This is a genomic window from Pseudomonas schmalbachii (assembly GCF_017589465.1).
In the GTDB taxonomy this organism is placed as follows: Bacteria; Pseudomonadota; Gammaproteobacteria; order Pseudomonadales; family Pseudomonadaceae; genus Pseudomonas; species Pseudomonas schmalbachii.
Genome location: NZ_JAELYA010000009.1, coordinates 230,347 through 242,736, shown reverse-complemented (window position 1 = coordinate 242,736; position 12,390 = coordinate 230,347). Strand labels below are relative to the sequence as shown.

General features: G+C 66.6%; 9 protein-coding genes. 3 read left to right on the top strand and 6 right to left on the bottom strand.

All coding sequences use genetic code 11. The features are described 5' to 3' along the window. Positions 1-378 precede the first annotated feature (378 nt). From JFY56_RS21500 to JFY56_RS21485, 4 genes are all read right to left on the bottom strand, one after another. Positions 379-1,770, bottom strand: a complete 1,392-nt coding sequence (locus JFY56_RS21500; RefSeq protein WP_208316180.1) for a PhoH family protein — start codon at positions 1,768-1,770, stop codon at positions 379-381. Between the two features lie 308 nt (positions 1,771-2,078). Beyond that, positions 2,079-3,095 carry a histone deacetylase family protein gene (locus JFY56_RS21495; RefSeq protein WP_208316179.1) on the bottom strand — a complete coding sequence of 339 codons (1,017 nt, stop codon included), beginning with the start codon at positions 3,093-3,095 and terminating at the stop codon, positions 2,079-2,081. Positions 3,096-3,107: 12 nt separating this feature from the next. Then, positions 3,108-4,337 carry a Zn-dependent hydrolase gene (locus JFY56_RS21490; RefSeq protein WP_208316178.1) on the bottom strand — a complete coding sequence of 410 codons (1,230 nt, stop codon included), beginning with the start codon at positions 4,335-4,337 and terminating at the stop codon, positions 3,108-3,110. Between the two features lie 18 nt (positions 4,338-4,355). Continuing rightward, positions 4,356-5,645, bottom strand: coding sequence for an MFS transporter (locus tag JFY56_RS21485; protein ID WP_208316177.1), 1,290 nt, complete (start codon positions 5,643-5,645; stop codon positions 4,356-4,358). Positions 5,646-5,813: 168 nt separating this feature from the next. On the opposite strand from JFY56_RS21485, the gene JFY56_RS21480 reads away from it, so the two are divergent. From JFY56_RS21480 to JFY56_RS21470, 3 genes are all read left to right on the top strand, one after another. Next, complete coding sequence (locus JFY56_RS21480; RefSeq protein ID WP_208316176.1) at positions 5,814-6,773, top strand: LysR family transcriptional regulator; 960 nt, start codon at positions 5,814-5,816, stop codon at positions 6,771-6,773. 77 nt (positions 6,774-6,850) lie between these two features. Then, entirely contained in the window at positions 6,851-7,630 is a 780-nt protein-coding gene (gene yaaA / locus JFY56_RS21475) for a peroxide stress protein YaaA (protein WP_208316175.1), read from the top strand. Between the two features lie 61 nt (positions 7,631-7,691). Next, positions 7,692-7,976, top strand: a complete 285-nt coding sequence (locus JFY56_RS21470; RefSeq protein WP_208316174.1) for a hypothetical protein — start codon at positions 7,692-7,694, stop codon at positions 7,974-7,976. Between the two features lie 53 nt (positions 7,977-8,029). Here JFY56_RS21470 and JFY56_RS21465 read toward each other — a convergent pair whose 3' ends face one another. After that, entirely contained in the window at positions 8,030-9,205 is a 1,176-nt protein-coding gene (locus JFY56_RS21465; protein WP_208316173.1) for a sugar transporter, read from the bottom strand. Positions 9,206-9,562: 357 nt separating this feature from the next. Then, positions 9,563-12,289, bottom strand: coding sequence for a LuxR C-terminal-related transcriptional regulator (locus JFY56_RS21460; protein WP_208316172.1), 2,727 nt, complete (start codon positions 12,287-12,289; stop codon positions 9,563-9,565). Between the last annotated feature and the right edge of the window lie 101 nt (positions 12,290-12,390).

The window sequence follows — 12,390 nt, the reverse complement described above, 5'->3', positions numbered from 1 at the left end:
GACCGAGGCCCTGACCATTTTGGCCCGCAAATTAGCCCGGATAGCCTTTGCCCTGATGCAGACGCAGACGGCTTATCACCCCCAGGAGGCGAAGCCCCATTGACATAGAATCTCCTACAGGTATGGCGAGAGCGTAGGGTGGAAATCGCGAAGCATTTCCACCTTGTCTCGGGGCCGGGGCGATGGACAAGCGTTGCGACTCCCTCACCCCAACCCTCTCCCGGAGGGAGAGGGGGCACCACTGCGTCGGGTGATATGCCGTGCCAGCCGGCAACTCCGAAGAGTCCCCTCTCCCTTGAGGGAGAGGGTTAGGGTGAGGGGGTAGCCTCGCGACAATGCAAAGACAGTTGCTCCTACGGAAGGAGCGGGCCATGTGCGTCAGAGATGTGCCTCGGCGAACTCCGCCAGCACCGAGCGCGGCACCCCTTGCAGGGTCACGTGCACGCCGTGGGGGAAGTCCTTGAAGCGTTCGGTCAGGTAGGTCAGGCCGGAGCTGGTGGCGGACAGGTAGGGAGTGTCGATCTGCGCCAGGTTGCCCAGGCAGATCACCTTCGAGCCGTTGCCGGCGCGGGTGATGATGGTCTTCATCTGGTGCGGCGTGAGGTTCTGGCACTCGTCGATGAGGATCAGGCTCTGCTGGAAGCTGCGTCCGCGGATGTAGTTCAGCGATTTGAACTGCAGCGGCACCTTGCTGAGGATGTAGTCGACGCTGCCGTGGGTGCACTCGTCATCGGAATGCAGCGCTTCGAGGTTGTCGGTAATAGCGCCGAGCCAGGGTTCCATCTTCTCCGCCTCGGTGCCCGGCAGGAAGCCGATGTCCTCGTCCAGCCCCTGCACGCTGCGGGTGGCGATGATGCGCCGGTAGCGCTTGTTGACCATGGTCTGCTCGATAGCGGCGGCCAGGGCGAGGATGGTCTTGCCCGAGCCGGCGGCGCCGGACAGGTTGACCAGATGGATGTCCGGATCGAGCAGCGCATACAGCGCCAGCGACTGGTACACGTCGCGCGGGCGCAGGCCCCAGGCTTCCTGGTGCAGCAGCGGCTCCTGGTGCAGGTCGAGGATCAGCAGTTCGTCCTGCTCGATGCCCTTGATCCAGCCGACGAAGCCCTGCTCGTCGACGATGAACTCGTTGATGTGCACGGCCGGCAGGTTGTCGGTGAGCTGCACGCGGTGCCAGGTGCGGCCGTGGTCCTGGCGGGTCTCGACGGTGCTGACGCGATCCCAGAACGAACCGTTCAGCGAGTGGTAGCCACGGGGCAGCAGGTTGACGTCGTCGATCAGCTGGTCGGTGTGGTAGTCCTCCGCAGCCACCCCGCAGGCGCGCGCCTTCAGGCGCATGTTGATGTCCTTGGTCACCAGCACCACGCGCTTGGCGTTGTGGCGGCTCTGCAGCTCCACCAACTGGTTGATGATGCGGTTGTCGTTGAGGTGTTCGGGCAGCCAGGTGATCGGCTCGGCACGCTTGCTCATGAGGATCGACAGACTGCCGCACGGCCCGCTCTTGCCCCGCTGGATCGGAACCCCCTCCTCCACTTCCTCCGGCGAGGCTTCGCCCAGTACCTGATCGATCAGGCGGATCGCCTGGCGGCATTCCGCGGCTATGGTGTGCTTTCCGGCCTTCAGCTTGTCCAGTTCCTCCAGCACCGTCATCGGGATGGCGACGTGGTGCTCCTGGAAGTTCAGCAGTGCGTTGGGGTCGTGGATCAGAACGTTGGTATCGAGGACGTAGAGGGTGGGCTTGGTAGGTCTGGAACGTCCGTGGTCATCCATACGCGGGTCACCTCTTCTTGGAAGGTTACGACGGAATGCCATGACAGCGCTCCGCCGCGCGGTGAGCCGCCGACTCTCGAGGAGGCTCGAGAGCGAAGCAAGCAAGTGACGGGCCGGGGCCGCCACCTGTCTGCAGGGTTCGGCGGTCTACGAATCCAGAAATACAGGAAAAAACATGACGATAAAAAGTCTTTTTCCTTCTCAAGAATCTTTTTTTCGTCCTACGACGAAATACCTTGGCGGGGGATTCGCGGAGCGTTAGTTTTAAGAGTCTGACCTCCCGCAAACCCGCTACCCACCCTTTCGCCTCAGCCCTTCAGCCCGTCGAAGAACGCCTGCGCGTTTCGTTCCAGCGTCTGCAGGTGATACCCGCCTTCCTGCACGATGACCTGCGGCAGCCCCAGCGCGGCGACCTCGCGACCCAGCCGGCCAAAGCCCTCGGTGCTCACGGCCACCTTGGACTGCGGGTCCTCCCGGTAGATGTCGAAACCCAGCGACAGCACCAGTGCCTGCGCACCGAATTCGCGCACCGCCTTCAGCGCTGTGCCCACCTGCGCGAAGAAGTCCTCTTCGCTCGCGCCATGCGGCATCGGCAGGTTGAGATTGAAGCCTTCGCCCTGCCCTTCGCCACGCTCGTCGTCGAAGCCGGCGACCACCGGGTAGAAGTTGGTCGGATCGCCGTGCACCGACACATAGAGCACGTCGTCGCGGCCATAGAAGATCTCCTGGATGCCCTGGCCGTGGTGCATGTCGGTATCGAGGATGGCGACCCTGTCGAAGCGATGGCGCAGCTCCGCCGCGGCGATGGCGGCGTTGTTCAGGTAGCAGAAGCCTCCGGCGCCCTCTTCCCGTGCGTGGTGCCCCGGTGGGCGGCACAGGGCATAGGCGGCCGGTTCGCCGTCTCGCACCTGGCGCGCCGCGGCAACCGCGCTCTGCGCCGACCAGTAGGCCGAGCGCCAGGTGTGCTCGCCCACCGGGCAACTGCCATCGGCCAGATAGCGTGCCGCCTGGGCAAGGACACCGCGCAGCGGATTGCCCTCGCGGATGAACACATTGGACATCACCTCGTCACCCCAGTCCTCCGGCACGTCGTGCCAGCGCTGGTAGGCGTGTTCGAGGAAGTCCAGGTACGCCTCGCTGTGCGCGGCCAGCAGGGGCTGGCGACCGAAGTCGTCTGGCGCCAGGATCGGGAACCCCATCGCCCCCACCGCCTTCAGCAGCCGTTCGGCGCGCTCCGGCACCTCCTGCGGGGTGCGCATCTGGCCACGGGAGAAATAGCTGCGCGGCAGGTGCAGCAGCTGTTCGGGATGGAAGAACGTCAGCACGGCAATCTCCTGTCAGTCGGTACGGCCGGCGCGGGCCAGCACGGCATTGAGCAGAACATCGGCGCCCTGGGTGGCCTGCTCGGGAATCACGTCTTCGGCTTCGTTGTGGCTGAGTCCGCCGACACAGGGAATGAACACCATCGCCGTCGGGCAGGCGCGCGCCAGGTGGATGGCGTCGTGGCCGGCTCCGCTGACGATGTCCTGGTGCGAATAGCCCAGCGCCTGCACCGCCTCGCGCACATGGCCGACGCAATCGGCGTCGAAAGGCGTGGCCGGGCTGATCCAGTGCACGCCGATCTGCAGTCCCAGCTCGCGTCGTGCAGCGATGGCTTCGAGCAGCGCACGGGCCTCCTGCTCCATGGCGGCTATCACGTCGTCGCGGTGATGGCGCAGGTCGATGGTGAAGTCCAGCAGGCCGGCGATGGTATTGCGCGAAGATTTGGCGATTTCCAGCTGGCCGACCGTCACCAGCCCGTGGGGCGCGAAACGCTGCGCCAGCACCTCCAGGGCCTGGATCATTTCCGCCGCGCCGAACAGTGCATCGTGGCGCAGCGGCATCGGCGTGGTGCCGGCGTGGGCGGCCTGTCCCGTGACTCGTACGTCCAGCCAGCGGATCGCCTGGCCGCCGGTGACCACACCGACGTCGATGGCGTTGTCCTCCAGGATCGGGCCCTGCTCGATGTGCGCCTCGAAGTAGGCATCCAGGCGCCGGCCCAACGGCAGATCGCCCTGCCAGCCGAGCGCCTGCAACGCCTCGCCGACACTGACGCCGTCGCTATCCCGCGAGGCCAGCGCAGCTTCCGGCGCCATGGCCCCGGTGAAGGCCGCCGAGCCGAGCATCGCCGGGGTGAAGCGCGCGCCTTCCTCGTTGGTCCATACCGCTACTTCCAGCGGGCGGCGGGTACGGATCTGCCTGTCGTTCAGCGTACGCAAGACCTCGAGTCCGGCCAGCACACCGTACACGCCATCGAAACGGCCGCCCTCGGGCTGGGTATCGAGATGGCTGCCCATCACCACCGGGTCGAGGCCATCGTCCTCGCCGGCACGACGGGCGAACAGATTGCCCACCGCGTCGCGGCGCAGGCTCAGGCCGGCATCGCGGCACCAGCCTTCGAACAGCTCGCGACCGGCGCGGTCTTCTTCGCTCAGCGCCAGACGGCGGGAGCCGCCACGGGCCGTTGCGCCAACCCGGGCCATGTCCATCAGGCTCGCCCACAGGCGAGCACCATCGATCTTCAGCATCAATCTCTCCTTACGGAATCAGGCGGTGGCCGTTGCGGTGCCTACGCGCAGACGGCGGTCGAGACCGACGATGCACAGCAGCGAGAGGGCGGCCAGCAGGGAATAGAACAGCGCCAGCGGCAGCCACTGGCCGTCGAAACGGTGCGCCAGGAAGGTGCCTATCAGCGGCGTGAGGCCACCGGCGATGGCGCCGCAGACCTGGTACGCGATGGAGATCGCCGAGTAACGCACCCGGGCGTCGAACACCTCGCTGACGAAGCCGGCGATCACCGAATAGAAGCTGGCCATGCACACCACCGCCGTGGCGATGCCGAGGATGATCGCCGTGGCGCTACCCTGGCTGACCAGCAGGAACATCGGGTACGGCGAAGCCACCGCCAGCAGCGCCGCCAGCTTGAGGAAGCGCGCCGCGCCCATGGTTTCGGCCAGGCGCGCCGCCAGCGGCTGCACGCAGAACTGGATGATCGCCACGTAGAACAGGCAGTCGAGGATCAGCGCACGGTCGATCTGCAGGTTCTGGGTGGTGTAGGAAATCATGAAGGTGTTGGTGAAATAGACACCGGCGATACCGATGGTGTTGGCGCCGATGCACAGCAGCAAGGTGCGCCAGGAACTGCGCACCACCTCCAGCGCCGGCAGCTTGTGCTGGCGCGACTGCTGCTGGATGCGGGCGAACTCCGGCGACTCGTTGACGCCCAGGCGGATCGCCAGGCCGACGATCAGCAGCGCCGAACTGGCGAGGAACGGCAGCCGCCAGCCCCAGTCGAGGAAGGTCTCGCTGTCCATGCTGGTGACGGCCTTGAATGCCAGCAGGGAAAGGATCAGCCCCGCCGGACTGCCCAGCTGGGCGAAGGAGGCGAAGAAGGTGCGCCGGCCGCTGGGCGCGTGTTCGCCCGCCATCAGCACGGCACCGCCCCACTCGCCTCCCACGGCGATGCCCTGGACGATGCGCAGGATCACCAGCAGCACGGGAGCGGCCACGCCGATCTGCGCGTGGGTCGGCAGCAGGCCGATGCACACCGTCGCCACCCCCATCATCACGAGAGTGACCAGCAGCGCCTTCTTGCGCCCGATGCGATCGCCCAGGTGGCCGAAGATCAGTCCACCCAGCGGACGGGCGAAGAAGCCCACGGCGAAGGTGCCGAAGGCGGCCATGGTGCTGAGGAAGCGACTCTCGGAGGGGAAGAACAACTGGCCGAAAACCAGTGCGGCGGCGGTGGCGTAGATATAGAAGTCGTACCACTCGATCATGGTACCGATGAAGGCGGCCGTGGCGGCACGAACCGGCTGTGGCGATGGCTGGGACATCTCAGGCTCCGATCTTGTCAGTTGTTCTAGCCCAGGGGCAGTGCGGAGGGCGCTCTTGGCGCCTGTGGACTTTATCGCCGCCACAGCGATAATCAGTCAATTTTCTAATCGTTATTCAAAGAATAACCACCGCTTATAATCAACCGATTTCCGAATGGAGACCGCCCTGTGGAACCCCGCGAAAGCCTCGGCCGCTTCCTCAATGACCGGCTGGACTGGAACCTGCTGCGCACCTGGCTGGTGATTGGCCAGGAACGCAGCATCAGTCGCGCCGCCGCACGCCTGCACCTGACCCAGCCGGCGGTCAGCCAGGCGTTGCGACGGCTGGAGGAACAGCTCGGTGCCGCGCTGGTGCAGCGGCGCGGGCCGCGCTTCGAGATCACCGCGCTGGGCGAGGAAATCATGCGCATCGCCGGCGACATCAACGGCAATGTCTCGCGCCTGGCGGCGGCGCTGGAGCAGCCGGCCGATCAGGTTGTCGGCAAGGTGAGGCTGCTCAGCATCAGCCGCATCCAGTCAGGTTTCTATGACGATTTCCTCACCGACTTCCACCACGCCCATCCCGGCGTCGAACTGGATATCGAAGTGATGCGCAGCGCCGACGTACTCAGTTCGTTGCAGCAGAAAACCGCTACCCTCGGCCTCGCGCTGTGCCGCCTGCCCTCGCCCCGCCTGGAACAACGCACCTTCCTGCGCCAGCGCTATGCCTTCTTCTGCGGCCGCCACCACGCCCTCTACGGCCGCCGCGACCTGCGCCTGGCCGACCTGCTGGGCGAGGACTACGTGTCCTTCGCCAGCGACCAGATCGGCGAAGTGCTTTCGCCGCTGACCATCTTCCGCGACCAGCAGGGCTTCACCGGCAAGCTGGTGGCCTCCTCGCCCAGCCTCGAGGAAATCCGCCGCCTGGTGTATTGCGGTTTCGGCATCGGCTGCCTGCCCCGGCACATCGTCGCCGACGATCTCGCCCAGGGCCGCCTGTGGGCGCTGCCGCCGGACGACGGCGTGGCCGACGTGGACATCCATGTACTGTGGAACCGCGAGCAGAAGCACACCCAGGCCGAGCGCTGCTTCCTGAGTGAACTGCTCAAGCGCATGGAGCAGGTGCCGGTGGAACAGCGGCTGGGCTGACCGACCTATCGTCTCCATAGGTGGAGCCTCGGCGCTCGAATCCCTACAATCGCCCCTCGCTTCGAGGAGACCGCGCGATGCTGATGGTGATTTCCCCCGCCAAGACCCTGGACTACGAAACCCCGCCCGTTACCGAGCGCCATACGCTGCCGCTGCACCTGGACGATGCACAGGAGCTGATCGGCATCCTCCGCGAACTCACCCCGGCGCAGATCGCCGGGCTGATGAGCCTGTCCGACAAGCTCGCCGGCCTGAACGCCGCGCGCTTCGGCAGTTGGCACCCGGACTTCACCCCGGCGAACGCCAAGCAGGCGCTGCTGGCGTTCAAGGGCGACGTGTACACCGGGATGCACGCCGAGGACTTCTCCGAAGACGACTTCGATTTCGCCCAGCGCCACCTGCGCATGCTCTCCGGCCTGTACGGCGTGTTGCGGCCGCTCGACCTGATGCAGCCCTATCGCCTGGAAATGGGCACGAAGCTGGCCAACCCGCGCGGCAAGGATCTCTATGCCTTCTGGGGCGAACGCATCAGCGGCTGGCTGAACGAGGCGCTGGCCGAACAGGGCGACGACGTGCTGCTCAACCTGGCCTCCAACGAATACTTCGGCGCGGTGAAGCGCAAGGCGCTGAATGCGCGGATCATCGACACCGAGTTCAAGGACCTGAAGAACGGCCAGTACAAGATCATCAGCTTCTACGCCAAGAAGGCCCGCGGGATGATGGCGCGCTATGTGATCAGGGAGCGCCTGACCGACCCGGCCGGGCTGAAGGACTTCGACTACGCCGGCTACCGCTTCAGCGCGGAACAGTCGACGGAAGACAGCCTGGTGTTCCTGCGCGATACGCCGGAGGCGTGACACTAAACTCAACGGGGCCGCAACAGAGCGGCCCGGCTTTTCCGCTCAAAGGAGCCACAACATGTATCAAGACACCGCCACCGTAACGGTCAGCGCGGAACACTGGGGACGCGAAGCCGAGGCTGTGGACAACGCCGGCGTGAACGTCGGCCTGGAAACCCTCTCCCCCGGCGTGTTCAAGGCGCACTTCAACGGCCAGCTGGATGCCCCCGAGGAGCCGACCCACGTGTGCATCACCCTGAGCAACGGCCTGGCCTACTACGGCCCGATCACCGGCGGCGAAGCCCGGCCGGAGGGCGGCTGGCTGTCCTTCGAATGCGATATGGTCGAGCCGGAGCTGCTCTGACCACGTAGGGCGGGTGCAACCCGCCAGCACGGCGATGGCGGGTTTCACCCGCCCTACCGCTCCCCTGCATACCGCCAGCCGGCGAAGGCGCACAACGCCAGTCCCGCTACCGCCAGCATCCCGCCGACATAACCGACATTCGCCAGCCCCAGGTGGATACTCACCACGCTGCCCAGCAGCGCGCCGGCGCCGATGCCGACGTTGTAGAGGCCGGAGAACATGGCCATCGCCACGTCGGTGGCATCCGAGGCCAGGCGCAGCACCCTCGATTGCTGCGACAGGCCGAAGCCCATGATGCCCATCCCCCACAGCACGCTCAGCGCCGCCAGCCAGTATGGATCGACGGACAGCGGCAGCAGCAGTGACAGGCTCAGCGCCAGCGCTCCGATCGCCGCCAACGGGAAGCCCCGGGGGAAGCGTTCGCTGTAGTGGCTGAAGAGGATCGAGCCGAAGATGCCGGCGCCGCCGAACAGCAACAGCAGCGCGGTGGTCATTTCGCTGCTCAGGTGCGCCACGTCGCGGGCGAACGGTTCGATGTAGCTGTAGGCGGTGAACTGCGCGGTGATCACCAGCACGGTCAGCACATACAGCGCCACCAGCGCCGGACGACGGAACAGCAGCGGCAGGCTGCGCAGGGAGCCGGAGTTCTGGCTCGGCAGCGACGGCAGCGCGCGGGCCAGCCAGAGCATGATCAGTCCCGATACCCCGGCGATCACCAGGAAGGTGGTGCGCCAGCCCAGCGCCTCGCCCACCACGCGGCCGAGCGGAATGCCCAGCACCATCGCCAGGGTGGTGCCGGTCGCCAGCAGCCCCAGCGCCTTGGCCTGCTTGCCCGGCGGCGCCACGCGTACCGCCAGCGACGCGGTGATCGACCAGAACACCGCGTGGGCCAAGGCGATGCCGATGCGGCTGACCATCAGCACCGTGAAGCTCCAGGCGATGCCCGACAGCACGTGGCTGGCGGTGAACAGCAGGAAGACGAACACCAGCAGCCTGCGCCGCTCGAAATCGCGGGTCAGCAGCATCATCGGCAGCGAGGCCAGGGACACCACCCAGGCGTAGATGGTCAGCATCAGGCCGGTCTGCGCGACGGGCATGTCGAAGCTGCGGCCGATGTCGCTGAGCAGGCCGACCGGGACGAATTCGGTGGTGTTGAAGATGAAGGCGGCCAGGGCCAGCGCGATCACGCTCAGCCAGCTGCCGTTGCGCGATTCCAGGGGGGTATCCATTCTGCGACGCTCAGGTGATTTGCGGTTGTCGAGACCGCCCGCGCAGCACGACGGAAGCCGCCTCAGGCTCGCTAGCCAGGGCGGTTCTCGTAGCGGGATTTGTTATTGGAATCGGCGGGGTACGGCCAGAGGGCGGGCATTCTACGCGGACCAACCGGCAGCACAACTCCCGCCCACGGCGATGTTTGGGCTAGGCAAGACGTAGGTTGGCGCTGAGCTTGCGAAGCCCAACGCCCTCCAGCGCCTATGTTGGGCTTGGCAAAACGTAGGTTGGTGCTGAGCTTGCGAAGCCCAACGGTGCAACGGCTTGGCTGATGTTGGGCTTCGCTGCGCTCAGCGCCAACCTACGTGACCGCCTTAGCGCAGCAGTCCCATCTCCTTCGCCCGCGCCACGGCCTGGGTGCGGCGTTCGACGCCGAGCTTGTCGTTGATGTGGCGGGCGTGGCTTTTCACCGTGTGCAGGGAGATGAACAGGCGTTCGCTGATTTCCTGGTTCGAGCAGCCCAGGGCGATCAGTTCCAGCACGGCCAGTTCGCGGCCGCTCAGGCATTCGCTGTTCGTCGCCAGGCGCTCCGGCTGGGCCGGCAGCATTGCGGCCAGGCGCTCCGGCAGCGGACAGGCGGAGCGGCCCGCCAGTTGTTCGCGGACCCAGCCAGGATATTCCCGCAGCAGGTCGGCCAGCGGCAGCAGCGCACCGCCCGCCGCGGCGGCCAGGCATTCCTCGAACAGACTGGAAGCCTCGCGCTCGCGCCCTTCGTGCAGGAGGAACAGCAGCAGCCGTCCCTGCGCCAGGCTCGCCGACAATTGCGCGCCGGTACGCGTGGCGCTGCCGGCAACGGAACGCATCCGCCGCTCGCCCTCGACCGCGTTGCCCTGGCGCAGCGCCAGCGTGGCCTGCAGCAGTTCGACATGGCTCGGCAGCAGCGGACTGCACTCCGGCGGCGTGGCCGGTTGCGCGCCGGTGTAGGTATCGGCCAGGCGGCTCAGCCAGGCGGAGGCCAGTTCGATCTGCCCCTGCGCCAGCCACAGCTCGCATTTCACCAGGGTGATGACCGACAGGTAGTAGACCGGCGGCACATCCCACACGTGCATCAGCCGCTCGACCTCGCCCAGCAGGGTGAAGGCGCGGGCGTGGTTGCCGTGCCGCCCTTCCAGGCTGGCCAGCGCGCAATAGCCGATCACCAGGCTGATGTCGCGGCAATGGCGTGCTTCGTCGATGCCGGCCTTGAGCTTGCGCCGCGCCTCATCCGGCTGCAGCGTCAGGCTGCGCAGGTAACCCTGGATGATCAGCAGACGGCCGCGCACCGAGGAGCGCCGTTGCGTCGACACCCCTTCGATACGGGCGAGGCCATGGCGTACTTCCTCGTCGGCACGGTTCACCTCGCCGCGCGCCAGCAGCAGCCGCGCGCGATCGCAGTGCACCATCGCCTCGAACATCGGGTTGCCGAAGCGCTGCGCCAGCTCCAGGGCCTCGCGGTTGAAGCCACGGGCGCGCCACAGGTCGCCGCGCACGATGGCCAGGTTGGCCAGGGTCGACAGGCTGAGCAGACGCGGTCCGAAGCGGCCCGCGTCCAGATTGTCCAGGGCCTCGCCGCAGTGCCGCTCGGCGGATTCGATGTCGCCGCGGCCACGGGCGATCACGCCGGCCAGCGACTGCCATTGCGCCAGCAGGTCGCGCTGGGTGGCCGCATCGGCGGCCGGCAGGAAGCGCGCCAGTTGCAGCGCCAGTTCCTCCGCCGCATCAAGCTGGCAGGCCAGGGCCAGCGCCCAGCCGTACAACACGATCAGGCGCGGGGTGCTGGCCAGCAGGCTGTCCGGCAGGTCCATCTTCCAGCGCAACAGCGTCGCGACATTCTGTTCGGCCAGCAACTGCTCTTCCGACAGGCTCTGCACCAGGCTCGCCGCCACTTCCGGATGGCCGGCGCGCAGGGCCTGTTCGATGGCCTCGTCAAGCAACCCGCGGGCGCTGAACCAGCGGCAGGCGCGCAGGTGCAGCGCCGACACCGAAGGCCCGCAGGCCGGCAGCTCGCGCGCCAGCAGCAGGTCGGAGAACAGGTGGTGATAGCGGAACCACTGGCCCTGCTCGTCCAGCGGCACGAGGAACACCTGGTGCTGCTGCAGGTGCTGGAGGATCGCGGCGCTGTCGTGGGCGTCGCGCAGGGTGTCGCACAGTTCGGCGGAGAAACGCTCGAAGCGCGCGGTCTGGCAGAGGAATTCCTGTATCTCGACCGGCAACTGGTCGATGACCTCCTCCAGCAGATAGTCACGGATCAGCTCTTCCGCACCGTTCAGCGCGACCCTGCAGCCGCTGCCGGTCAGTTCGCCAGCATGGGAGAGCAGCCACAGGCGCAGCCCGGCGATCCAGCCTTCGCTGCGCTCGACCAGGTTTTCCAGCGCCTGCTCGTCCATCCGCGCGCCGTTCAGGGCGACCAGTTCGGCGGTTTCCTCGGTATTCAGGCGCAGGTCCTGCTCGTTGAGTTCGAGCAGTTGCCGCGACAGGCGCAGGCGCGCCAGATGCCAGTCCGGCCGGCGGCGGCTGGTGACCAGCAGCACCATGCCGTCCGGCAGGTGGTTGAGAAGGAACTGCAGGCAGCGGTCGAGCACCGCGCCCTGGGCCAGGTGGTAGTCGTCGAGCACCAGCAGCAGCGGCGCCTCGGGGGAAAGGCATTGCGTCAGTTCGTCGAGCAGGTCGTCGAGCCAGGCCTCGAAGGCGAACGGCTGGTGCCGCTGGCGCATCTTCAGCAGGCCCATGGCTTCTTCGCCGAGGGACGGGAAATGCAGGCGCAGACCGTCCAGCAGGCGTTCGAGGAAGCGGCCGGGATCGCTGTCCCGCGCGCTGAGGCCCAGCCACAGGCTGCGCCAGTGCGGCTCCAGCTGTTCGCAGAATTCGATGGCCAGGGAACTCTTGCCGAACCCCGCCGGCGCCGACACCAGCATCAGCCGGCCGCCCAGCCCTGCCTGCAGACGCTCGCAGAGCCGCGAGCGGGAAACGTGGCACTCAGGCAACGGCGGGCGGTAAAAGCGGCTGCCGGACGTGGGGGACGCGGGCTTGGCGATTTCTGTAAGAGTCGGGAATTCAGTCATGCGGCCTGGTTCACTCCGGCTCAGGGACGCTACGTGCTGCCAGGCAGCCTAGACGCACGTTCCGTTCTTATGAAGTCGAAATTGTTACCGTTCTATAGCGA